This is a genomic window from Parcubacteria group bacterium, from assembly GCA_041659505.1.
GTDB lineage: Bacteria > Patescibacteriota > Minisyncoccia > Moranbacterales > UBA2206 > UBA9630.
Map to the genome: position 1 here is coordinate 112,606 of JBAZYF010000004.1, position 24,772 is coordinate 137,377.

Below are 24,772 nucleotides of genomic sequence, written 5' to 3' on the forward strand. Positions count from 1 at the left end.
TCGCTTTTCTCCCCTTATCTTTAATTTTTTATCCGGTAATAGATTTTTTTACTTTTCCACCCGGTCTTTAGATTAACCGCGTACCAATTATAGGTTCCTTTCGGCTTGGCCGCATAATAATCCACTCGAAAATAGCCAGTCTTGGAAGTCTTAACCAACATCGGTTTATAATACCCTCCGCCATATTTGGAGAAGTACAGTGCTACCATTGAATTTTTGGTAAATTTATTTCCCCGCTCAATTAGCAATCCTCCTCGAGGTACGTTTTTTCGCGAATTGGTAATTTTTCTTGTTTGCTCTTTCTTTTTTGAACTTGAAGATTTTGATTTGTGATTATCTGAAATTGCTGTTGCATTTGAAATAGAGAAAGAAATTGCATAGTCACTGACAGTCGGATTCAACGCTTCATCCGCACAACGCACATAGTAGGTATAACTACCACCGTCAATCAATCCGGTAGCGGAAAAAGAATGCGTGGTTGTTCCGGTAGTGGTAGTAAATTCATCAGTCATAGAAGCATAAGCCGTCTCGGCGGTAGTAGAGTACTTGCAAGTAGCATTTTCATTTGTTGTCACCCCGACAGTCGCCGAAGTCGTTCCCTTAGTCAACGTTCCGCTTGGTGTTCCATTGGAAAGCACTGGCGGGGTTGTGTCAGGTATATTTAAAGTGATTGTATCTGTAGTATCGCTTGTCACAGTTAGCCCGCCATCTCGAAAGCGCATATAGACAGTTTTTGATCCATTTCCACTGGTCAGTGTATGCGACGCGGTTGTGGCACAAGTAGCCCAATTAGTCGGACTAGCGGTGTTCCCAAAAGCCATCTGCACCGTTGCCCAATCATCAGTTGGACAAGTAATATTTAGCGTAACGGCAGTCGTAACTGCTTCCGTAGCACCATTATCAATTGTGAAAGATCCCCCCGTCGGTGCCGTTGTGTCGAGTTCAATCGTGTCGGTCACATCACTCGCTGTCACAGTCTGTCCACCATCTCGAAAACTCATATAAACTGTCTTTGTGCCATCTCCAGCAGACAGCGTATGCGCTGTCGTCGCTGCACAAGTCGTCCAGTTGGTCGGATTAGCTGAATTACCGAAAGCCATCTCAACCGGAGTCCAACTGTCCGTCGGACAAGTCACATTCAAAGTCACCGCAGTTGAAGCCGTACGTGCCGCATCGCTATTGATCGTAAAGGATCCACCGGTCGGTGCCGCCATATCAATTGTGACTGAATCATTCCGGCTTGTGGAAACATTATCCGCCGCATCTTTCGCCCAAGCATACAGCGTTTTGGTGCCTGTTGTTCCGAAAACAAATTCTGTCGGAACAGCACCCCAATCAGCGTCATCAGACGCAGGAGCGGAAGATGATTCAGTAAGCAGATACGCGGTCACGCCAATCGCATCAGTCGCTGTGAATGTGGTAATCGGAACAGTGAGAGAGGCTGAATTGGCTGGAATTACAAAGGCTGTCACCGTCGGTGCTACACCATCCGTTCCAGTAATCGTAACAGCGGCAGGAGTCCGTGTTGACACAACTTGCGTTCCATTTCCGTCATTAACCGCTGCATTTGACGCAGTCGTAAAAACAACAGGAGAACTAGTTGCCGCGGAAACAGCATGAAAAGAAATTGTCGCCACGTCCGTCGGAATAATCTCAGGGGTCGACGTATAAACAACTACTGTAGCTGTTCCAGCGACATTGTCAAAGGTCGGATAGCCTTCGAGGGAAGAGAAAGCAGTCGTATTGACAGTTATTCCATTAGTATTAATCTGCAACACTGTTTCATCAAACGTAATGTGCAGCTCGACTGCATTTATCCCGGGGTTTCCCTCACTTCCATCATTTGAATTAGGATCAACACTCGCAACAAGATTGAAATCAGCGCCCGCCGCAACTGTCGTTGTTGCCGGAGTAAAAAGTAGTTCCGCATCATCATCTGTCGCGCGAGCAGTTTTAATTTGGGAAAATTGCCAACAGGTTGTGAGAGTAAAAATAACAGCGATAGTAAGCGTTTTGAACGTTTTCATGGAAAGTACTTTTTTATTTTTCATATTTTTCATATTTTTTACAGATATTGTTTAGGATTATTCGAAAGAACTTCCAAATTCCCCCGCCAGAATACTCAAATCACTCACATCAACCGTTCCACTTCGATTAATATCCGCCGCGTGTTCAATAGTTTGGCCGAATAAACCGGCTATAATACCCAAATCAGAAACATCCACCGCACGATCGATATTTATATCTCCTCGATAAGTAATCAATTTCGAAACCTCAGTCGCGTTATAATTGCTCTCATTAGCCGAAGTGTCATAGGCCGTCAGACGGAAATAATAGGTCTGTCCGGGAGTGAGTGCATCAAACCAATGCGAAACTCCATTGTCCGTTACATCATAGGAGTTAGCATAATCATCATCGGCCGGATCAGTCGCCGACGAGTGGGAAGCAGTGTCGTAATAAATTTTGTAGCCATCCAAATCACCCTCGGAGTTGGCGTTCCAAGTTACGTGCGCCGATCCAGCCAAGGCCTGCCCGGCTCCGAAAGCGAATAGAGCAAGAAGCATGCACAAAAAAACCAACTGTTTTTTTGCGGTTTTCATTTCTATTTTACTTTTCATATTTTTTTATCCTCCAATTTATTTTTTTAACTAATTAAAGAATTGATTTAATTACAATAAATAATCTTACTTAAACTATACTATATTTTCAAAAAAGCTGCAAGAAAGTTATCCACAGGTGAAATAATCCTCTACCCTCCATTTTCCAACATTTCTTTCTCATCTAGAAGTCCCTTGATCGAACCATAAAAACGCACCTCGTGTGAGCTATTGACGATTCCCCAGTCCAGGCAAACTTTCAATATTTTTCCTTTGATGTGAGCTCCTAAAAAACCGCTTGCAAAAGAATCACCTGCCCCTGTCGAATCCAACGCCTTTACCATCCTGCCGGGAGCATACAGCACGTCAGTACCATTAGTCGCCCAAGCACCGCGCACGCCATCTGTAATAACCACTATGTTTGCACCCATTTCTTTCAATTCCTGCAAAAGAAAAAATTCATTGTCCAAGTCGGATGTGGAAAAATTTTTAATTTGTGAAATAACTTCTAGGGCCTCATCCTTGTTGAGAAAAAGCACCTCCGTTTCGGTAATTATCTCGATTATTTTTTTGACATCATCGTGAATATGGATCTGCTTCGGATTATACGCCAACTTAAGTTTGTGTTCTTTGGCAATTCTAGAAATTAGATCTAACTGACTTCTCCAATCGCCGTGAAGATCTCCAATGAAAATCCACTCGGCTGAACTGATTTTTTCTGGCACCAGTTCTAATTTTCCGCTTACTTTTTGATTAGAAAAAATTACATGTTCAGCTGAATTGCGATCTACCACAATTGCTGACATATCACTGAAAAGTTCTTTATCTTTAGTGATCAGATCGACACTGACTTTATTTTTTTTCAACTGATCCAAAATCCAATCCGCCACATGATCATTACCGATGTGTGAGTAGCAAGCAGCGTCGATGCCCAGACGTGAGAGTCCCACCGCCACATTAGCCGCGCAACCACCCAGCGCCTCAAAGCGCTCTTCGATGCGATATTTCGCTCCCAATTCAAACTCAATCTTTTGTTGACTCAAAAGATCCTCCGGCGTTTCTATGATTTTTCCTTCAGTCGTCGGAAAAAAAACATCCTTACAAGCCGAGCCGATACAAATTACTCTTGACATAGATTATAAATTCTTATCAAAAAATTATTTATTTATTTCATCATATTGATTATAGCACAAACAGTAAATAGTGAAAATATATTATTATCTATACACAATTATTTATCAACTCACACTAAATCCGCTCGGCGAAGTTGGCGCAGTCACATCTTCTATGCCGGAAATATATTCATAGGCACCGATCGATGGTGGATCTGGACGAGAAAATCCAACCTTATCCGTCGGCACGCCAGCCAAAGGAATTCCAGCTCCGATGAGCGGGCTGTCCGACTGAAGCCGAAAATCACAGGTATTATTAACGCAGTCCGTATAGGCAGCGATAAATTTAGGGTTTCCGCCGTTAATATAATCATGATCACCGGTTTCATCGATCAGCTCTGCTGTTCTCGCGCCATAGGTCGGCGGATTCCACATACCATAATAGTTGTTGGACGCGGGGTTGTTTGAACTATCTTTAATGAGACAGCTTTTTATTCCTTCAGCGTCATAGATCCGTGGATCGCCATCGGGAACAGCCGAAGGATTGCAGGTGAAAGAACTGGTTACACCGGTTTTTTTATTCCAGCCCCACTGGTCACCAAACATTACATCGACCGTTCCACTGACTACACAAGTCGTGTTCCAAGCGGTGTTGGTCCAAGTGATTCCACTGTCCGTGCAAGTGTTGCCAACGTTGGGGCAATTCGCACTCCAGTTTGGCGGCGTTGCACCGGTGTTGCCACTACCGGCTCCAACATAAACCGAACCGTTGGCGGTGAGCATCGCTTGCTCTCCACCCTGCCCGATCCAATGTGAAATATCCGTATTGACCGACCAAGTTTGCGTGATAACATTTTTGGCGCACTCCACCCAATCTCCCATCGGCCCGCCACCAATGATGCCGAAATTCGGATTAGTTGTTCCGCCAATAATAATATTATTGCGATATTCACCGCCGGTCGCCCAACCTTCCAAAGGATAGACTTGATCAGACTGAGCAATATTGAAAAAAGTATTGTTGTAAATTTTATCATTAGGAGCAGCAAAGCAAGTATTTCTGTGCGTAATATTAGCAAAAATATTATTATGCACCAGCCAATCATGATTATTGTCTCCCTCCATCATGCAGGTCTGAGCTTCCAAATCATGGAAATAATTATTCTGAATTGTCACGTCGAAGGAATCACCCCCGACTATTTGGAAAAGATCAGTGTGCGCACCACAATTGTCCGCCAAATCCGGTCGGTTCTCATTGGAATCCAAAAGATTTGAGACTTCATTATCTTCGATAATCGTTCCCTCAAGCAATCCATCAAACACTCTTTCCGTGTTAATCAAGTTACGCACGATATTTCGACGAAAAATATTATCCACTCCGCCAGAAACAATCGGAATCCAATAAGATGATCCAATCGCATAGCAATCGCCAGTTTCCCAAGTGATGCCAAGAGATGTGGTCAAAGAATGAGCGTCATTAGCAATGACTGTCCCCGCATCAGTTCCGGCCCAACTGTCTCCCGGATCCGTAAAATCCCAAATTCGCCGACCCTGCCACTGATTGGACGTCCAAGCAGAACTATAACTATCCGACAGTGTCGTACCGTTCGCACCCGTGTGATGTCCACCAACCAGAACCGGATTCGTGTCTCCTTCAATCAGATTATTTTCAGCAATATTGTCATGCCCGTCAAAAGTTATGGCTGCGCTGCCTACAGATTGGCTAGGGTTATAGAAATGACAACTGGTTACTTTGGAGTGACTCGGTGAGCTATCCCAACCGAAAGTTACGCCCGCGTACCCGGAAGAATAACCATAAGAACCGGTGATACCCAGACCATTGACGATATTGTAGCTATGATTTATCTGGATGCCTGGACGGATAATCGCCGAATATTGCTGGGCGCCGGGAGTGATTTGAATAGTGATGTAAGTCGGACTGGTCGCGCAACTTGCGCCCGAGCATCCATCTGCTTTTGTCGTCAGCAATCCCTCGTCCGTGTGGTCGCCTCGAATATTAACTACATCCCCAGGAGAAACGGCCACATCAATCCCTTTCTGCACCGTACGAAAAGCACAGTTTCCAGATGATCCGGAAGCATCAACAGAACCATTACAATTATCATTTCCATCCGTGCGGACATAGTAGTTCGTGGCACTAGCTCTAGCACCAAAACTAAAAATTCCACCAAAGATAATTAGACCGAGAAAAATTAATTTAGCGTTTAGCCTTTTAGCCTTCATCATAAAATTAAATTTATTCTGTTACTTGCCTTGTTACGTAACATATTATTTACATCACTTTTATTCAACACTTAATCCTTGAGGTGTTATTGGGGACGTCGTGTCTGTTCCAAAATATTCATACGCTCCAATATCATAGGCGCCGGCAATTCTGGCAATCGGATTGGCTGTGCCGGCGGTGTTAATATTGCCATAATAGGGACTGCCGATTGTAGCGCCGTTATTGATTGCGTCGCCGGAGGTGATTTTGAAATAGTCGGCGTTGGGGAGCAAATTAGTTCCATAGGTGCCGGAAAATCCGGTGGGCAAAGTGCCACCTGCAAACGTTGGAACTGTGATCTTGGCCGTCGGTTCCCATGCTGCAGTTATTATATTATCACCCTCTCCGTCATAAACGATATGCTCTCCCCAGTTGCCGGTTGAGACATAGACGTGATCTGTCCCGCTTGAACGATAATATAGATTATTATTGTGGATGAGCGTTCCACTGCCAATGTCAGCGTACATAGGGATATAATCATAGGCAGATATCGAAGTTGTTACTACGCTTAATATATTATTTTTCAAATTAAATGTAGGCGTTCCACTTATAGTGCTACTATCCCTTGAAAAACCAATGCACCCAACAAAAGTATCTATTCCGTTCGCCTCTGCATATAGCGTGTTGTTGTAAATTCCAAATTCGGAGTTTCCATAGTCTGAACTGCTAAAATTGATTCCATAACCCACATTATTATAAATCAGATTATTATAAAAATAACTTGTCTGATCTTGAGCATAAAAGTTTTGAAAGATAATGCCATCTTTTGTGTTATTGCGAATTAAGTTATATCGCACCACTAAATCAGTAGGTATCCCATTAATCGGCCCATCTAGTGAGTCCCTAACGCTTATTCCGTAAATCTGCCCCGGAGCCACCGCGCCGGTGTCATAAAGATCACACCACTCTATCGTCACGTTTTTTGAATTGTTATTTACCGCTATCGCGATACCATTTCCGGATTTATTGCTGTCGTTATTATCCGTGCCGTTATCATACACCTTGCAATGGCTTATTATTACCCCGTCAACACCGTTTCCGCAGTTTGCAGTATTGCCCCAGCTCGGGTATACGGCGATTCCCTCATGGTAGGTATTATATATTTCGCAATTGGTTATGTTGATGTTAGTATTAACAATGCTGGAATTCGCTTTTGCGCCGACCAATATGCCATACATCCAATATTTCTGGGTGTTTCCTGTCGGCTGCCCTTGATCGTGGACAACGCAGTTATCCACCGTAATATTTGATATTGGTGAAGAATTTGAGTATCCAATATAGATTCCACCAGAATTTATTTGACTACCGTCAACTTCAAAACCTGCAAAGATTACGTCACTCTCTATTATTCTGACCGTAGAAGTGTTTGATATGGCAGTAGCTTTCAATTTAGCTCTTGTACCTGTCCCGTAAGCTGACCCGTCATAGGCAACACCGGACGTCGCGATCAACAAAGGATTATCGCCCGTCCAGGTATCCTGCGACCGGAAATAAACCGTATCCCCGCTAGCAACTATATTTGAATATCCGGCAGTAGCCATAACGCGATCAGGCGTCGCCCAAGCATTGGCATCATCCAATCCAGACAAACTGTCATTGCCTCCGTTTTTGACATAATATGTGGCGGCACTGGCTTTGGCGCTCGCGCCGAAAATTGCAAAAAATAGGATTGCGAGGAAAAATATTTTTAGTTTTAATTTTACTTTTACTTTTAGCATTTTTATTCTTTCTCTTAGTTTACACTAAGTCCGCTGGGTGCGGAAGGAGAAATTATGTCTGTGCCTTGATATTCATACGCTCCAATATCATAGGCGCCGGCAATTCTGGCAATCGGATTGGCTGTGCCGGCGGTGTTGATGTTGCCGTCATAGGGACTGCCGAGTGTGGCACCGTTGTTCAAAGCGTCGCCAGAGGTGATTTTGAAATAGTCGGCGTTGGGCGCCATGTCAGTTCCATATGTTCCAGAGAAGCCAGTAGGTAGCTCCCCTCCTGTGAAAAGTGGGTTTGTTACTTGTACTCCGGATGTTTCCCATGAGGCTAAATCAGAGGCATCGTAAGCAGACGCGTCAACCTGAACCCACTTAATTTCTGGATGAGACAAGGCATTGTCTTGATAATACAAATTGTTAGAATGATTAAGAACATCCGACTGTATTAAGGCCGTGTTTTTATTATTCTGATGCTGCCAAAAAATATTATTCCTCACATTTGCTGTCAGTCCAGTAACGACGCCTCCAGTTGTTATACACTGGCCTTGAGTATAATCTGTGTTAGTTGTGCTGATTTGAGCTACAGTATTATTGTAGAAATTGATTATGCTATTTTTGCTATCCCTCACCAATCCATAATCAGCCGTAGTAAAGTGAACACCAGTTGAAACGGGGGAGCCAGATGATCCGCTATTGTAAATAATATTGCCATAAATATCCATTTCTATAGCAAAACCTCTCGGAGTAAATGATATTCCTGAGTACCGGCTTGAGTATATGAGATTATGCCGTAAAGTGACACCAGTCATGCATTTAGTACTCTCATATTCAGAACATTCAACAGTAACCCCGTAATAATTATCATGAATATTATTATATTCTGCTACTAAATTAGTGATGTCATCTTTAAGTCGTAAGCCACCTGAACTTTTATCAGCCGACATGCTTGAGTTGTACACTTCATTATTTCTAATAATTACGTCCCTGACATAAGCAGTTCTTGCCCAAGTAGGATAAACTGATATTCCGCCCCATCCAGAATTATATACGACATTATTGGTCATGGTTATATCGCTTACGGTTAAACCGTCTGGCTGTACCGTCCCAATATATATTCCATTAGACCCTTGCGCGGCTGAACCGCAATCATGGACTACATTATCATCGATGGCAATGTGACCAAAATCAGCAGTAGCGAACGTATGACATGCATCTATCCCAAAAACGTTTGTTGAACCTCCATCTATCTCAAACCCACCAAAGAGAACATTACTAACTCCAATTTGAACTACCCCATATGATTTTGTGGGATCTGTACCATTATTAATAGCTTTTAAAAATGCACGCTGTTGTGTTCCTGTTCCGTACCCCTTGCCGCGATATGTAACACCAGTTTTTGTTATCAGCGTAGGTGCCAACTCTGATATCCACGACCCCTGCGTGTTGAAATAAACAACATCTCCGCTGGTAAGTACAGTCGAGCCTGTCCACTCCACCATACCTGGACAGTGCGCCCAAGCATTAGCATCATCAATACCAGACAAGGAATCATTTCCACCGTTTTTGACATAATAGGTCGCGGCGCTGGCTTTTGAACTCATGCCAAAAATTGCAAAAAATAGAATTGCCAGGAAAAATATTTTTAGTTTTATTATTTTAAAATTCATTTCAAATTTACAATTTTAAATTATTCCACTGCTAATCCGCTCGGCATATTCGGTGGAGTCGCGTCAGATCCTTGGTATTCATAGGCGCCGATATCATAAGCCGATCCTTGTGGTCTTGCAACTCCAAGATAATCCACATTATAGGGACTCCCAAGTGTTGCTCCATTGTCATAAGCAGTTGAAGAAGTGCTTATGCTTAAATCGCCCTCGGAAGGATCGGCATAATTTGGATCCGCGCTTTCAAATCCATTGACATCAAATCCATTTCCTTGCCATGTTGCCCATGATACAGGATTCATTCCCCCACCAAAAACAGTTTGAATGGAATTTCCGGAATGATTATAATTAATATTATTATCTATTTCTACTGAACCAGCATTATAGGCGCCATAATAAATTGCTATTCCTAATTTTGAATAGAAAATATTATTTTTTATTGTAAAATTTCCTGGAGTATAAGCACATCCAGAATTGAGAGCAACGCCACCTCCGGCATTAGGAGCATAAATCGAATTATTTATAAAATAATTTTCTCCAGTAAGAGGATTAGCTTGTGTTGCACTTTGACCCGTATAAGCGAAAGCTGAATCGGCATGAGTTGACGTCTGTATGACTAAATTATTTGACCATACATTATTTTGGAATCCCCAATCTAACCTTCCCGACGAATACATAGCAGTCATTGGTCCAATGATTTTATTTTTTGTAAACGTATTTCCTTGGATAGGCGCAGAATCAGCATATTGAAAATAATAATAAGCTCTTAATGCATTAAGCGAAGATGACGCAATAAGGGCAGTCGCCTGATCACCCGTTAAACTGCAACTAATAAGATTATCACTAATCGTACTATCCTGTACTGCTTGCCATGATATACCTTCACAGTCAGCGGTATCAAAATAATGGGTGAATTCAGGCACTGTATTTATTGATTGACCACTTGGAATTATAATTTCCCCATGATGGGTTATCTCATTTTCTGTTACTAAATAATTTGAATGTTTTCCAACGCCTTCAGTGCCATTACTTGCCCAAAATGATATTCCAGAATTACAATAACTTATATGATTTCCTTGTATTGTCATATCTGACAAAACAGCATTCGTGGAAGCATCAACAACCCCCCAAATCGCCCAATAGGTATTAGATATTGTATTATTAGAAACGACATTGCCCTGTAAATTTGACGACCCAGATGCTCCATGCCCCATATGTATCGCAGTAGGACATCGAGTAAATGTTAAGCCATCAACTGTAATATAACTTCTATCACGAATATCAAATCCGGCAGGGGCATAATTAGAAGTTGCACCCTCACCGCCCATGGTCCATCCAAGAGATTCTAATATGCGGTCAGAAGGTGCTCCGCTTGATGGACTATAATACAATACAGACCCAGAATAATAAAACCATCCATTAGTCAATGATGCACTACTGCCAGGCAACAATGGCACTCCGTCTTCCCATAAAACTCTCGGTCTTATATAGGTTTGATTATATGTATAGATATAATTTCCAGTATAAATGCTGACATTTGTTGTATTTGTCCATGTCCCTGTCAATAAAAACGTTCGATCAATCACAGGAGAATCACCTGGTGCCGCGGTATATGTGATAGGACTTCCTTCTGCTCCATCAGAAGGAGGAATAAATAAAGGTGATTCATTCCCAGTAGGCCTATAAGCATACACTGTTCCACCATGCGTCGTTGTTCTTTCTTCCATACCATCATCGCAAATATAAATAGTATCGCCTGGAGCAAATGTCTGAGCATTGTGCGTAGCAACGGACATAGCTGTTGAAGCGGAAGAGCAGGAGGTGGCAGCGGACTTATCAGAAGCCGTTCCATCAAATCGCATATAATATTCTGCCGCGCTGGCATCTAGCGCTTTCATGCAAAAAACTGTCGGAAATAAAACCGCTAGAAAAAAGATTTTTAGTTTTAAATTGTCATTTTGCCTGCCCGAAATGCCGCCCATATTAAAAGTTTTTGACTGGTTATTTGTTAATATTTTCATAAGCTCGAATTAATTTTATGGAATTTCGCGGCAGGCGGGCATTTTGATATTTGCATTTTAATTTACCATAAGTCCTCCCGGAGCTATTGGCGACGTTGTATCAGTTCCAAAATATTCATACGCACCAATATCATACGCTCCGGCAATTCTAGCAATCGGATTGGCTGTTCCGGCGGTATTGATGTTGCCGTCATAGGGACTGCCAAGCGTGGCGCCGGCGTTGAGAGAACTGCCAGAAGTGATTCTGAAATAGTCAGTATTAGGAAGCAGATTAGTGCCATAAGTTCCGCTGAAACTAACCGGAAGAGTGCCCCCGGTGAATGTTGGCGGATCAATTAGTGCAGAGGCGTCCCAATCTCTTACTTGCGCTAAATTATAATTTCTAGCATTAGTGCCATATGTTCCATAGCGGATGACAGTTGCCGTTGGCCCTCCAATCGACCGGTAATAAATATTATTAGCTCTTGTTAGATGGCCTTGGGTGCAGGTATCATGGTCGTTATTATAACATTCTGTTATAGCGGGATAATCTCCGCTGTAGACAATATTATTTTTGAAATTGAATGTAGGGTTGCCCTTGATGTCATTATTTTGGATCCCAATCGCCCCGCCATCTCCGATGTAGATACTACCTTTAATCGCAGCCGTACTGTTTACGTTGTAAAAGGTATTGTTATAGATATCCACGACCGTGTCTCCATAGTGGCAACTAGGAATCTTAAGATCATTTTTATTATCAATAAACAAATTGCCATACAGCCTTGCATCAAAAGTTCTGCTTCCGAGGGCATTGGCGAATACAAAACCCTGATTATTATTCCGCACAATATTATATCTAAACACAATATCATTGGGAACACCCGGGTCTGCGGGGATAAATTCTCCGTCGGTCACAACAGTTGCTCCGCTCGTATTTCCCTTAAGCACATCGCCATCGGAAGGGGCAACGATATAATCATTCGGCATAGAAATGAAGAGCGGACTTGCTTGCATGTGAGTTTGGGCTGAAAAAACTACTTGTCCGGTATCTGCTCCGCCTGACCAAGCACCTTGGCCATGATCCCATGATACAATTTCACCGTCCTGCAAAGTTCCAACCGGGTTGTTGTATGGCACATTAGCCGCTCTCGCATAAGTCTCAATCTGTGCTCCATTGCCGGCATTATTATAGAGCGTACAATATTCAACAGTGACGTTATCTGCATCATCTTTGATATCCACTCCATTGCCATAACCAGCAAGACTATTCCCATCCGAATCAATCCCTATGCCTGTGTCATGGACGGTGCAATTTCGAACTAAAACATTTTCGATACTATGCCCGCTTCGCGTCCAAGTCGGATAGATAACAATTCCCGCCCGCATAGTGTTATATACTTCCGTATTTGTTATGGAAACATTTTCAACAGAATAATTATATCCCCCAACAGTGCCAATGTAGATTCCCCTGATCCACCAATCTTGATAGGTCGTTCCCACATCATGCACGACACAATCATCGATCGCGAGATCGGTGAAACTTTCATTGCAATAACCGCAGGCATCGATACCGCTAGTGTCATGCGAAGCCACATCGATTTCGAAGCCTTTGATATTGACGTGGCTCTTGGAAACAATAATTACTCCGTCACCATCATACCCAGCATCATCCTTATCTCCTGTTGCCCGTAAAATCGCCCTCGCGCCAGAGCCGTACGTCGAACCATCATAAGTCGCACCCTCCTTTGCTGTTATGGCAGGCGGATTGACTGCCCAAGTGCCTTGATTGTTGAAATAGACCGTGTCGCCACTCGTCACTGTCGCCTCAACTTTGGCAGTGGTCGCCCAAGCATTTGCGTCGTTGAGTCCTGAGAGACTATCGTTGCCACCATTTTTGACGTAATAGGTGGCGGCGCTGGCTTTGGCACTCACGCCAAAAATTGCAAAAAATAGGATTGCAAGAAAAAATATTTTTAATTTTAGTCTTTGCTTTAGCATTTTGCTTTTTCCAATTTTAATTTACTGCGAGACCAGTTGGGACTTCAGGATGAGAAACATCAATCAAGTCTTGGAGTGGATGCGGATAAATTAACGGGGTATAAGTCAAAGTATGATTTCCTGCGCCTGATGGCTGACTCGCCGTAATGGAATAGTCAACGTCCCCATTACCAAATCCCGCTGTAACATGTGGCGTGCTTTTGAAATAATTGACTCCACTATAAATGACAACACCGAAGCTATTGTCACATGCTAGCCCCAAGGCTGAAGAATCATAGCACTTGTCCTGAAGGCCATTATTCCAGACATAGAGGGGGAAAGTTGTTTGTTTATCGCCAGAAAGTATCTGCGCCATAGTTTTTCCCGCCGCCCTTCCGGTTTGCGCAAGGCAGGGCCAGCCAGGAGCAGAAGCATCGCCCGCATTTCCGTCCCAAGCATGTGTGCCATCGCAGTAAAGTAGTGGCGCTCCGGTCTGATCCTGCTCAGGAAGCCTCCCCTCTCCTATCCTAATTGCATTTTCCGGCCAACCGACAAAAGTATTGTCATAAATTAGACCCGTGCCACCGCCATGGATGCGCATCGGAGTCAACCAATCACCGCCATAATCCCAACTAAATTTATTATTATAAACCTCCCACCATTGTGTGTTGACGCTTCCTCCTGTCGTCCAGTGAGAATATAATCCCACATCTGTGAGCGTATTATGGCGAAAAACTATCCTTCCTCCCCGATAACCGCTGTCGATAGCCGCATAGCCGGAAGCACCGTAGGGTCCGGTTGAACTAGCCACGAAAGTGTTGTCTTCAATGTAAATTGCATTTAAACTTCCCGGCTGAAAAGGCTGTGCTAGGTTATATGCTCCGAAAATATTATTTATCGAACCGTCTTCCGAAGAAAATTCTCCGTCATATATAATAGTTGACTCGCAATTCATGACAAAATAGTTATGATCAATGAGGCCAAAGGCGAGTCCGCGAATCGTAATTGCGTGCGGACCGCAGGTATTAGGGTAATAGAAAGTCATATGATCAATCCTCCAGCCATAACTAGTGCCTGACGGTTGAACTGGATAATTATAGCCGTCATTAGAAAGAGAAAACCCGCCACCATTATTTAAGCTAGTTAAAAAAATATTTGTCACCCTCCAGGCCATTTTTGTACTATTTGTTTCACTGGAATAAATTCCGCTTGTGTTCATCAATCCGTCGTCAGTCGTTAAACAAGTATCAACGGATGGATTACAAGAACATGTGCTACCTGCGCAAGAACCATGTCCCTGCCCTTGAAGTGTTATATTTTTATCCACCCAACCTACACCGTTATCCCAAGCAGGATTGACGTTGCAAGATCCGACACTAATATTGACCACGTCTCCGTCGATTGCCAAGCTTGTCGCACTGGTAAGTGCAGTTGTAATATCACCGGAACAAGTAACATTCCTAGTTGCCCCAAAAGTTTTCCCCGCCACTCCAAACACTCCACAAAAAAGAATTATGAGAAAAAAGATTTTTAGTTTCAAGTTTTGGCGCATTTTTTTCTGCCCAAGACAAATCATCCTCGGGCTGACATTTTTATTTTTACCTAGCGACTCCTATTTTTTCCAATCTTTCACCAAAAAGCCGCCTCGCACTTTTTTCACCACCACTTTCTGTTTTTCTTTCCAGCCTAATTCACGCACGATTTCGATCGGCAAAGTCAGCCCGATGCTTCTTTTGCCAAGCCGGGTCAATTTTCTGATTTCATTATTTTTCATATTGTTACTTACCTTGTTACGTAACAAGGTCATTACCTGAAAAACTAGCTTAGCAAAGAATTTTTGGCCATTAATTTTGGCTTTTCTATTTCCAAAATATCCAAAATAGTCGGCGCAATGTTGCCCAGCACTCCCCCGTCTCTCAGTTTTTTATCTTTAAGTTTTTCGCTAATGATCAAAAAGGGCACAGGATTTTTTGTGTGATAGGTATTGGGCTGGTCACTGCTAAAGTCGATCATGTCATCCGCGTTGCCATGATCTGCGGTAATAATCAAGTTTCCCTGAAGCTCTAAAACTTTTTTCGCCAATCGTTCGATTTGCTTATCCAAAAATTCTACCGCTTTAATTGTTGCGCCAAGATCTCCGGTATGTCCGACCATATCCGCGTTAGCATAATTGACTGCAATGAAATCGTATTCATTTTTTTCCAGCACTTCCAAAATTTTGTCCGTTATTTTTTCCGCCGACATCTCCGGAACTTCGGCGTAGGAATCAACAATGGGAGATTTGATCATAATCCGCATTTCCCCTCCGACCGGATCAGCGTAGCCACCGTTAAGAAAATAGGTCACGTGGGCGAATTTTTCTGACTCAGCGATATATAGTTGGCGAATATCCCCCAGCACCATAGGCAAAGTGGCCGAGATTGTATATTCCGGAAAAGCCGTATGCTCATCCAAGCCAGGACCAAAATCAGTCAGTGCGACGAAATATAAATTTCCAATCTTGTCGATAACTGGCATATCATCACGCAGGATGCTTTTTTCATCATTGGCGATAAATAATTTACTGAATTGCCTGGCGCGGTCAGAACGGAAATTATAGAAAACTAAGGCGTCGTCTTTTTTGATCTGCGCTACAGGCCCGCCTGCAACGCTATGCGTAGCATTGCGGGCAGGTGCACTATTCTCCAGAATGACTGTCGGCAAGAGATACTCGTCTGTTAGTCCAGCAGTGTAGGCTCTTTCAATCGCCTCCTCAGCGCTGTTAGCTTTTTCACCGCGCGCAAAAACGGCCGCGTCATAGGCCAAGGTCAACCGTTTCCAATTTTTGGCCCGATCCATCGCATAGAACCGGCCAGAAAGAGTTGCAATCTTTCCAATTCCCTCTTCTTTTATTATCCGTCGGAAATATTTCAGATGTTCTAGTGCACTCCTAGGATAAGAATCCCGTCCATCTGTAAACAAATGGCAATAAACTTCCTTGACGCCATTTTTTTTGGCTAATTTGAGAATCGCGCGAAAATGCTCCGGATCACTGTGCGGACTGTCGCCATTACCCATCAGCCCCATCAGATGAAAGTTGCCACCGGTTTTTTTCACATGCTTCACCGCGCCGATCATCGCAGGATTCATAAAAAAACTGCCATCTTTGATGCTATCAGTGATATATTTCGAGTCCTGTGGCACGATCCGACCGGCACCGATATTCATATGCCCCGCTTCCGAACCACTCATCTTGTGATCAGGTAGTCCCACGCAAGTTCCCGTCGCGCAAAGTGTCGTGGAAGGATAAAGATCGAATAACCGATCAATTGTCGGTTTTTTTGCGAGAGTAATCGCGTTGCCTTTGCCCGGCGGAGCGATACCGTAGCCGTCGAGGATTACTAGGAGAGTTGGTGTTTTCATAATAACTGAACCACATGATTAGCACGTGATTTTCCTGATTACACATGATTTTGAATTTTGATTATTCCCTTCAGTGAAATCAGTGTTTTCAGTGATAATCAGTGGTTCTGATTTTTTAGATTTCTTCCTCAATCCTAAGCAGTCGATTATACTTACAAATCCGCTCTCCCCGCGAAAGCGATCCGGATTTCATATAATCTGCTCCAGCGCCAACGGCAAGATCCGAGATAAAATCATCGGTTGTTTCTCCACTGCGATGCGAGACGACGATTTTCATCTTATTTTTCTTGGCTAATTTGATACAATCAATAGTTTCGAAAAGCGTGCCGATTTGGTTGACTTTGATGAGCACAGCATTGCAAGCCTTTTTGGCAATCGCCAGTTTGACCCTTTTGACGTTTGTCACTAAAAGATCATCACCGATATTCATCACGTCTTGGCCGAATTTTTCATTCATCTTGGCCCAGCCATCAAAATCATCTTCAGAAAGCCCATCTTCAACAGAAATCACGTTATATTTTTTCACCCATTCGACATAAATATTAACCAACGCTTCTCGGCTCAAAACAGCATTTTCCGGTTTAAACAGATACTGCTTTTCTGTCGCGTCAAAAAACGAACTGGCTGCCGCATCAATACCAATATTCAACTCTGCGCCCTTTTTGTAGCCGGCTTTTTCAATCGCTAAATTAATCAGTTCCAGCGCCTTAGCATTGCTTTCTAATCTTGGGGCAAACCCACCCTCGTCTCCCACACCGATACTGAAGCCTTCGGCGGAAAGCAACTTTTGGAGCGCATGAAAAACTTCACTGCCAGCGCGCAGTTGCTCCTTGAAAGTTTTCACACCGTTCGGCACTAATTTATATTCTTGGATGGAAAGTCCCGAATCACTATGTTGACCACCGTTAATGATGTTAAACATCGGAATTGGCAATTTGAACTTTTTTGGCAACTTGAAGGTCTCGGCGATATATTTATACAACGGCACATCCAACTCGTTAGCCGCCGCGCGACAAACTGCGATGGAAACTCCCAAAATTGCATTGGCTCCCAGATCCGTCTTATTTTCCGTTCCGTCCAAAATAAGCATCGCTTTGTCAATGCCCTTTTGATCACTGGCTTCCATTCCCAAGAGCGCTTTTTGAATTTTTTCATTCACATTCGCCACGGCTTTTTCTACTCCCAGTCCGCCATAACGACTCTTGTCCCCGTCACGCAGTTCCAATGCCTCATGCACCCCAGTCGAAGCCCCGGACGGCACCATAAAACTTCCTTTCGCTCCGGATTCTAAACTCACTTCCACTTCCACTGTCGGATTACCCCGCGAGTCCAAAATCTCTCGCGCGTAGATTTTTTTGATCTTACTCATAAATTTAATATTTTTTTATTCTAATTTCATAACTCTATTAATTATTCTCTGCAGTGCCACATTTCCATTCAGTGAAATCAGATTAATCGGTGCTTACCCGCCTTCGTTAAAACTATGGCGAGGCAAGGTCAGTGGTTCAGACATTCTATTCCCGGCATCGCGCTCCCGCCCAGATAATCTAGCATCGCTCCGCCACCGGTGGAAACAAAATCGACTTTTTCCATCGCGTCATTTTTTTCGAGGATTTCTAATGTTTCACCTCCGCCAATCAGCACAAACGCACCACTAGCTAGTACTGCCTCAAGAATTTCGTTAGAACTAACCGCATATTTCTCCTCTTCAAATTTTCCCGTCGGCCCATTCCAGACGATCGTCTTCGCCCCGGAAATTATTTCCTTAAACTTAGCTAAAGTTTCTGGTCCGATGTCCAACCGATCATCAATAAAATCAATCGGCAAAATCACCTTTTCGCTGAATTGAATTTTTTGATCCAGCGCTTCATTGGCAATTTTCCCGCCGACCAAAATGTGATCATATTTCTCTTCAAAAAATTTGATCACTGGCAACTTGGTTTCGATTTTTGCGCCACCGATAATTGCGACAGCGGGACTCACTGGATGCTCTTTGACAATTGTCATCTCGGCGATTTCTTCCTGCAAACGACAGCCGGCCGCACCTGGTAAAACTTTCGCCACACCAGACACGGAGGCATGGTCGCGATGGGAGGCGCTAAAAGCATCATTGACAAAATAATCAAAATTTTCCGCCAGTTGCTCGGAGAAATCTTGATCATTTTTTTCGTCTCCGGCATAAAATCGCACATTCTCCAGAAGCAATACCCCATCCTTTAGTTCCGCAAGGGCCACTTTTACTTTCTCACCGACACAATCAGGCACAAAAGCAATTTTTTCTGCCAGAATCAGCTCAGCATCTCCAACGACCTGCTCAAGAGAAAATTTCGGATCAACTTTTCCGTCGGGTCGTCCCAAGTGTGAAATTAGGGCCACTTTACATTTTTTGCCCATGAGATAATCGATTGTTTCTTTGGCCGCTAGAATCTTAAAACTTTCTTTGACATGGCCATCTTCGATTGCCACATTAAAATCCACCCGCACTAAAACCTTCTTCCCCGCCACATCGGCGTCTTGAATTCTTCGTAATTGCATACGATTTTACTTGGTTAATTTTTTATGCTTTCATTATAGCACATTATTAAATAACGCTGTAGAGACGCCCCAGCGGGGCGTCTCTACAAAAATACATCCTTGTTTTAATAGATTTATAGTTACCCTATTTCGTCGGAATCGGAAACGCCAGGCACATTTTTTTGACGTCTTTTTTGATCCGCGCCAAGACTTTTTTATCTTTGCCATTTTGCAAAGCCTCATCAATCCAATGGACAATTTTTTTCATTTCTCGTTCTTTCATTTTGCGCGTCGTGGCGGCAGGCGAACCGATGCGGATGCCCGATGGATTCATTGGCGGATTCGGATCATTAGGAATCGTCGAGCGACTGACTGAGATCCCAATTTGCTCCAGAATTGTTTCCGCTTCTCGTCCCCCAATCCCTTTGGCACCGAGGTTTAGGATAAACAGATGATTATCCGTTCCACCGGAGATTACCTCGTAGCCTAATTTAATAAATTCTTCCGCCATCGTCTGGGCATTTTTAATCACTTGCGCGGCATATTTTCTAAAGTTCGGCTTTAGAATTTCACCGAATGCGACTGCTTTCGCCGCTGTAGTGTGATTATGCGGACCACCCTGCATCCCGGGAAAAACCGCCCGATCGATCAATTTCGCAAACTTTTCCTGGCACATAATCACCGCACCACGCGGACCACGCAAGGTCTTGTGGGTCGTCGTCGAAACGACATCAAAATATGGCACGGGATTTGCTAAGAGTCCCGCCGCAATCAGTCCGGCCGTGTGCGCGATATCCGCAAAAGTAAATGCACCCACTTCATCAGCAATTTTTTTGAACGCTTTCCAGTCGATTTCGCGTGAATAAGCGCTATAGCCCGCTACGATCATTTTTGGTTTTTCCCGCTTGGCAATCCGGCGCACTTCGGCCATATCAATCCGTCCAGTTTTTGGGTCAACGCCATATTGGACGAAATTATAAAGCATCCCGGAAAAATTGACCGGGTGGCCGTGCGAGAGATGTCCGCCGTGATCCAGTTTTAGTCCCAGCACCTTGTCGCCCGGTTTCAAAAATGCCATATACACCGCGGCATTCGCCGGTGAACCAGACAACGGTTGCACATTGGCATGCGCCGCGCCAAAGATTTTTTTGAGACGATTTATAGCCAAAATCTCCATCTCATCAATAATCTGATTACCACCATAATAGCGATGTCCCGGCGTGCCCTCGCTATATTTATTCGTCAACACTGATCCCTGAGCTTCCAATACGGCTGGAGAAACATAATTTTCCGAAGCAATTAATTCCAACTCTTCGGTCTGACGTTTTTCTTCACGAGCAATAATTTCCGCCACTCTTGCATCTTCCTTGGAGAGAAATTTATAGTTCATACATTTGTAATTTGTTTTCAGAACCTACGCTTTTTAATTAAGTATGTCATCCTGAGTGAAGTCGAAGGATCTACTTTCCATTATCGTAAGCCTTATTGTTAAGCAGACAACTCTGGGTTACGGTTAGCAGATCCTTCGACTACGTCCAAGTACGGACTTCGCTCAGGATGACACAATTTAGTTATTTTTTTTGGTGAATGCGTGAGTTCAAATATTATTAATTAAAATACAAAACAATCGAAGCCAGAATTAAGCCGGCCATAAAAACGACTGAGAGCCAGCCGAAAAATTTCACCCAGAGCGGATGAGTTTCACGACCCATAATTTTTTTATCATCACCTACTACCATAATAACAATAAGCAAGGGAAAGGCAATCAGGCCATTGAGAAAAGCGGAATAGTAGAGTGCCATAATTGGATTGATGTGGAAAAAATTCAAAAGCAAACCCACCATAATTGAAATGGTGATCACCGCATAAAAACCTTTGGCGCGAGAAAATTTCAACTCCAAGCCCTCATGCCATTTCATTAATTCGCAGAGTGCATAAGCGCCTGATCCGGCCAGGATCGGTACTGCCAAAAGTCCCGTTCCAATGATGCCAATAGCAAAAAGCAAATAAGCATAATTTCCCGCAAGCGGTCGCAAAGCTTGCGCCGCCTGTTCGGCTGACGCAATATCAGTAACGCCATTGGCAAAAAATATTTGCGCCGCGGTAAGCACGATGAAAAAGAAAACAACATTGGCCAAGATCATTCCCGTCGCTACATCCGTCCGCATCCTCCCAATCCTCGTGTGCATATTTTCCTTCTTCTCACCTAAAAACTTGTGCAGTTTTTTGTGTAATTTGTTTTCCTCTACCTCTTCTGACGCTTGCCAGAAAAAAAGATAGGGCGTGATTGTTGTACCAAAAACCGCCACCATCGCAAAGACATATTCTTCACTGAATTTGATACTAGGGAGAAAGGTCCAATGTAAGACTTTGAGCCAATCCGGATGAATGATAATTCCAGTGACGATATAGGCCAAAACAGAAATCGCCAGCCATTTCAAAAATTTCACATAATAATGGTAGCCAATAAAAATTTCCAGCCCGATAGAAAGCAGGGCAAAAAAAATCGCTCCAAGATAGAAATTGAAATGCGTGAGCATGGTGAGTGACGCCGCCATCGCTCCCAAATCCGCTCCGATATTGACCACGTTGGCAATGATGAGCAAAATTACCACTACAAAAACAACTTTTTTTCGGTAGTGCTCCTGAAGCACTCCGGCCAGCCCCCGATTAGTCACAATACCGATCCGCGCACAAACTTCTTGCACGGCGAGCATCACGGGCAAAAGCCAAGCGGCCATCCAAAGAATGGAAAAACCAAATTTCGCCCCGACGGAAGAGTAGGTCCCGATACCGCTAGGGTCATCGTCCGATGCGCCCGTGATTATTCCGGGACCAAGTGCGCGAAAAAAATACCGCGCTTTTTTCCAGGGAGTAGCCATCAATTCTTTGGCCACTGACACTTCGGAATGGGCGATTCGGAGTGTTCCATCGATTGTTTTCGATGCTTCAATCTCGCCCCACAAAATCAACTTGCGCGCCAAAACCAAAGGAATGCCCAATTCATGGCGAAACTCCGAAAGAGTGAAAAATTTTTTAGGCACTGTATTTTGATCTTTTTTTTCTTGTTTCATAGGACTTCCTACTGCATTTTTTCTTTTTTAATTATCCGCACCACTGCTCCTAAATTTTTTACTGCATAATCACGCTCCTCGCAGGGCAAGTCGTGGTAACGCCCTTCTTTGCGAGAGAGGTGGAAGGTTGTTATCCGCTCCCTGGCTTTTCCTTTGATCTCAAATTGATCAGGATGATCGTCAATTAGGATTATGGCTTCTTTTTTTGAATATGCATATTTGCGATTTAATTCTAAAATCACATCAACTTTTTTTCTTTTGGTAATGAAAACCCGATTCACTAATCGGTCAATCCCCGCTCCTCTGATTTTAGCTTTTTGAAATTTTGGCTCGCCATAGCTAAGAATGAATAAATCTTTTTTGGGGAATTCTTGCAAGAAAGTTTTCACATCGGGAAGAAGATATGCGTTGAGCTTCTGCATGAATTTTTCCACATCTGCCTTCAATTTTTTGCCATCAATGCCTTTGCTTTTTTGCAAAGTCTTAACTTGCATCTTGAAATCATAATGCCGGCCTTGTATTTGAGATTTATTGGAATATGTGTAATAGGAATCCTGAAACTCATCCTGATTTATCCCATAACGACCGAAAATCGCAATAAAATCATGCTTGAATTTTTTGGTATTGAAAATCGCATCATCAAAATCAATAAATATTTTCATCTGGGCTAGCTTTAAACTATCTCATTAATAATCCCCTCATATTTACCCAGCTCCAAAATCACCATGAGAACGCGTGCCAGTTTTTCGCTATCATGGCGGATAAATGCTCGCGTGGCGGCAATTGAATCTGCCTTGCTATAGATAGATCTCTTGTCGCTCAGTAAATCAGTTTTGATTATGCGGTAAGTTCTTTTTTGATCTTTATTTTCTCCAAGTTCAACCAGCATGCTTTCCTCTTCATATTTCTTAATTAAGTTTCTGCCCGGATTTTTTGTATTAAATGTTGCGAAATCAATCCGCTCTTTTCCGATCTGCTTATTGATCAGCTCAACATAATCGTCCAAAGTAAAATTATCCGTTTGACCCTTCCGATTTACTAAATTGCAATTAAACACAACGGTGGCTTTGGTTTTTCTGAGCGCGTCAGAAATTCCCTGCACCAAAAAATTTGGCATGATACTCCCATAATAATCTCCCGGACCGATTATCACCAAATCCGCTTCCAAAATTTTTTGGATGGCTTTTTTGTTTGCTCGCACCCTCGGACTAAGATAGCTTTTCTCAACCCCCGTTTTTTTAATTTCAAAATTATGCCTCACTTCATCCTCGCCCTTGATCAGTTTTCCATTCTTAAGCTCCATGAAAAGATTCACTTCCGTGTCAGCCACCGGGATAACTTCACCCTTAATGTTAAGTATTTTAGCCGCTTCTTCTACCCCGACCGAAAAATTACCTGTAATTTTTTCCAAAGCGCTGAGAAGCAAATTGCCAAAATTATGCCCCTTGAGTCCGCCTTCTTCAAAACGATAAGTCATCAGATCTCGCATGATATCCGATGAATTGCTAAGCGCAACGAGACATTGACGCACATCTCCCGGTGGAAGAACGCCCAATTCATCTCGCAGAATTCCAGTTGATCCACCATCATCCGCCATTGACACAATTGCCGAAAGGCTGACTGGATAGTCCTTGAGTCCAGAGAGAAGCATAAAACTGCCAGTGCCACCGCCAATCGTCACTACTTTTTTAATTCTATCAATCATATCTTTGAATTAATCTAATCATCTATCCCCCCAATGCCCATCCGAAAACCTTGCGTACGGCGTTGCTCAGGACATCAATAAGTGAAACATTCGGCGCGCCGGTATAAAAAACAAATTGTTCCGAGCTAATTTTGCTTCCAGAAACATCCGTCGACCGCAGAGAATATTTATAGACCGAGTCGGCGTCCAGTCCGGCAATTACCCAGGAATGCTGTGTGCCATATGACTGCTCCTTGATTGTTTTCGCATCTGTGGTTCCGCTTTTGAAATACTCCAATTCCGCTTTTGCCCGCTTCGTCGTGGAGCAATTGATCAAGCCCTTAATTTCAGTCTTATCGCCCTCCTTTATGGAATATAGCTCACTTTTAATGTCTCCAATTTTGAGCAAAGTATTTTCATCAAAATCCACCAGACCAAAACCGGCGCCATCATCCAAAGCCAGTTGTGTCGCTTTGAAATTTTCACTAGAAAAAACCGCCCCGCTTCCAACTATTGCCTGATTGTTATTTTCATCTGTTATACCAAGAACGGTGGCTTGCTCCTGTGAAATACTCCGCACGTTAGAATTTTTCGCTTCTGCCTGGGTATCATAATAGTTTTTTCCCAAAAAAACCACGCCTAAAATTACCAGCGCTAAAAATATTTTAGACTTTTTGAATTTGGCCTTTTGAGGAGTCTTTGGTTTTTCAGGAAAATCCCCCTTCGGTCGGATTTTCCTTTGCAATGATTGCATACAT

18 protein-coding genes are annotated in these 24,772 nt (G+C 43.2%); all 18 read right to left on the minus strand.

The genetic code is table 11. The features are described from left to right. Positions 1-20: 20 nt before the first annotated feature. Entirely contained in the window at positions 21-2,051 is a 2,031-nt protein-coding gene (locus tag WC848_05960) for a hypothetical protein (GenBank protein MFA5962201.1), read from the minus strand. 33 nt (positions 2,052-2,084) lie between these two features. Then, positions 2,085-2,618: a fibronectin type III domain-containing protein gene (locus WC848_05965; protein ID MFA5962202.1), complete on the minus strand. Its 534-nt coding sequence runs from the start codon at positions 2,616-2,618 to the stop codon at positions 2,085-2,087. Between the two features lie 131 nt (positions 2,619-2,749). Beyond that, positions 2,750-3,730 carry a carbohydrate kinase family protein gene (locus tag WC848_05970; protein ID MFA5962203.1) on the minus strand — a complete coding sequence of 327 codons (981 nt, stop codon included), beginning with the start codon at positions 3,728-3,730 and terminating at the stop codon, positions 2,750-2,752. A gap of 105 nt (positions 3,731-3,835) precedes the next feature. Next, a complete protein-coding gene (locus tag WC848_05975) occupies positions 3,836-5,953 on the minus strand; it encodes a choice-of-anchor Q domain-containing protein (GenBank protein MFA5962204.1) in 2,118 nt (705 codons plus the stop codon). A 57-nt stretch (positions 5,954-6,010) separates the two neighbouring features. Continuing rightward, the gene (locus WC848_05980) at positions 6,011-7,708 is read right to left on the minus strand and encodes a right-handed parallel beta-helix repeat-containing protein (protein MFA5962205.1); all 1,698 of its coding nucleotides are present in this window, start codon (positions 7,706-7,708) and stop codon (positions 6,011-6,013) included. A gap of 14 nt (positions 7,709-7,722) precedes the next feature. Beyond that, positions 7,723-9,366, minus strand: coding sequence for a hypothetical protein (locus tag WC848_05985; GenBank protein MFA5962206.1), 1,644 nt, complete (start codon positions 9,364-9,366; stop codon positions 7,723-7,725). A gap of 20 nt (positions 9,367-9,386) precedes the next feature. Then, complete coding sequence (locus tag WC848_05990) at positions 9,387-11,384, minus strand: choice-of-anchor Q domain-containing protein (GenBank protein MFA5962207.1); 1,998 nt, start codon at positions 11,382-11,384, stop codon at positions 9,387-9,389. Between the two features lie 57 nt (positions 11,385-11,441). After that, positions 11,442-13,361 (minus strand): right-handed parallel beta-helix repeat-containing protein, encoded by a 1,920-nt coding sequence (locus WC848_05995; protein ID MFA5962208.1) that lies wholly within the window; start codon positions 13,359-13,361, stop codon positions 11,442-11,444. Positions 13,362-13,377: 16 nt separating this feature from the next. Continuing rightward, positions 13,378-14,892, minus strand: a complete 1,515-nt coding sequence (locus tag WC848_06000; protein MFA5962209.1) for a hypothetical protein — start codon at positions 14,890-14,892, stop codon at positions 13,378-13,380. A gap of 60 nt (positions 14,893-14,952) precedes the next feature. Further along, on the minus strand, positions 14,953-15,114 hold the full coding sequence (locus WC848_06005) for a hypothetical protein (protein MFA5962210.1): 162 nt from the start codon (positions 15,112-15,114) through the stop codon (positions 14,953-14,955). Between the two features lie 44 nt (positions 15,115-15,158). After that, the gene (gene gpmI / locus WC848_06010; protein ID MFA5962211.1) at positions 15,159-16,742 is read right to left on the minus strand and encodes a 2,3-bisphosphoglycerate-independent phosphoglycerate mutase; all 1,584 of its coding nucleotides are present in this window, start codon (positions 16,740-16,742) and stop codon (positions 15,159-15,161) included. A gap of 115 nt (positions 16,743-16,857) precedes the next feature. Then, positions 16,858-18,111, minus strand: coding sequence for a phosphopyruvate hydratase (gene eno, locus WC848_06015; GenBank protein ID MFA5962212.1), 1,254 nt, complete (start codon positions 18,109-18,111; stop codon positions 16,858-16,860). 128 nt (positions 18,112-18,239) lie between these two features. Next, the gene (gene pgk / locus WC848_06020) at positions 18,240-19,277 is read right to left on the minus strand and encodes a phosphoglycerate kinase (GenBank protein MFA5962213.1); all 1,038 of its coding nucleotides are present in this window, start codon (positions 19,275-19,277) and stop codon (positions 18,240-18,242) included. A 124-nt stretch (positions 19,278-19,401) separates the two neighbouring features. Next, positions 19,402-20,646, minus strand: a complete 1,245-nt coding sequence (glyA, locus tag WC848_06025) for a serine hydroxymethyltransferase (GenBank protein MFA5962214.1) — start codon at positions 20,644-20,646, stop codon at positions 19,402-19,404. A 217-nt stretch (positions 20,647-20,863) separates the two neighbouring features. Then, positions 20,864-22,330 carry a divalent metal cation transporter gene (locus WC848_06030; GenBank protein MFA5962215.1) on the minus strand — a complete coding sequence of 489 codons (1,467 nt, stop codon included), beginning with the start codon at positions 22,328-22,330 and terminating at the stop codon, positions 20,864-20,866. Between the two features lie 8 nt (positions 22,331-22,338). Then, the gene (locus WC848_06035; protein MFA5962216.1) at positions 22,339-22,992 is read right to left on the minus strand and encodes a hypothetical protein; all 654 of its coding nucleotides are present in this window, start codon (positions 22,990-22,992) and stop codon (positions 22,339-22,341) included. An 11-nt stretch (positions 22,993-23,003) separates the two neighbouring features. Further along, a complete protein-coding gene (locus WC848_06040; GenBank protein ID MFA5962217.1) occupies positions 23,004-24,035 on the minus strand; it encodes a gluconeogenesis factor YvcK family protein in 1,032 nt (343 codons plus the stop codon). Between the two features lie 22 nt (positions 24,036-24,057). Beyond that, entirely contained in the window at positions 24,058-24,768 is a 711-nt protein-coding gene (locus WC848_06045) for a hypothetical protein (protein MFA5962218.1), read from the minus strand. Positions 24,769-24,772 lie beyond the last annotated feature (4 nt).

Excerpts from the sequence above, each read along its gene's own strand:
- WC848_05995 (MFA5962208.1), bottom strand. The coding sequence starts at position 13,361 with ATGCTAAAGCAAAGACTAAAATTAAAAATATTTTTTCTTGCAATCCTA.
- WC848_06030 (MFA5962215.1), bottom strand. The coding sequence starts at position 22,330 with ATGAAACAAGAAAAAAAAGATCAAAATACAGTGCCTAAAAAATTTTTC.
- WC848_06035 (MFA5962216.1), bottom strand. The coding sequence starts at position 22,992 with ATGAAAATATTTATTGATTTTGATGATGCGATTTTCAATACCAAAAAA.
- WC848_05970 (MFA5962203.1), bottom strand. The coding sequence starts at position 3,730 with ATGTCAAGAGTAATTTGTATCGGCTCGGCTTGTAAGGATGTTTTTTTT.
- WC848_06045 (MFA5962218.1), bottom strand. The coding sequence starts at position 24,768 with ATGCAATCATTGCAAAGGAAAATCCGACCGAAGGGGGATTTTCCTGAA.
- gpmI (MFA5962211.1), bottom strand. The coding sequence starts at position 16,742 with ATGAAAACACCAACTCTCCTAGTAATCCTCGACGGCTACGGTATCGCT.
- WC848_06005 (MFA5962210.1), bottom strand. The coding sequence starts at position 15,114 with ATGAAAAATAATGAAATCAGAAAATTGACCCGGCTTGGCAAAAGAAGC.
- WC848_05975 (MFA5962204.1), bottom strand. The coding sequence starts at position 5,953 with ATGATGAAGGCTAAAAGGCTAAACGCTAAATTAATTTTTCTCGGTCTA.
- WC848_05980 (MFA5962205.1), bottom strand. The coding sequence starts at position 7,708 with ATGCTAAAAGTAAAAGTAAAATTAAAACTAAAAATATTTTTCCTCGCA.
- WC848_05965 (MFA5962202.1), bottom strand. The coding sequence starts at position 2,618 with ATGAAAAGTAAAATAGAAATGAAAACCGCAAAAAAACAGTTGGTTTTT.
- pgk (MFA5962213.1), bottom strand. The coding sequence starts at position 19,277 with ATGCAATTACGAAGAATTCAAGACGCCGATGTGGCGGGGAAGAAGGTT.
- glyA (MFA5962214.1), bottom strand. The coding sequence starts at position 20,646 with ATGAACTATAAATTTCTCTCCAAGGAAGATGCAAGAGTGGCGGAAATT.
- WC848_06000 (MFA5962209.1), bottom strand. The coding sequence starts at position 14,892 with ATGCGCCAAAACTTGAAACTAAAAATCTTTTTTCTCATAATTCTTTTT.
- eno (MFA5962212.1), bottom strand. The coding sequence starts at position 18,111 with ATGAGTAAGATCAAAAAAATCTACGCGCGAGAGATTTTGGACTCGCGG.
- WC848_06040 (MFA5962217.1), bottom strand. The coding sequence starts at position 24,035 with ATGATTGATAGAATTAAAAAAGTAGTGACGATTGGCGGTGGCACTGGC.
- WC848_05960 (MFA5962201.1), bottom strand. The coding sequence starts at position 2,051 with ATGAAAAATAAAAAAGTACTTTCCATGAAAACGTTCAAAACGCTTACT.
- WC848_05990 (MFA5962207.1), bottom strand. The coding sequence starts at position 11,384 with ATGAAAATATTAACAAATAACCAGTCAAAAACTTTTAATATGGGCGGC.
- WC848_05985 (MFA5962206.1), bottom strand. The coding sequence starts at position 9,366 with ATGAATTTTAAAATAATAAAACTAAAAATATTTTTCCTGGCAATTCTA.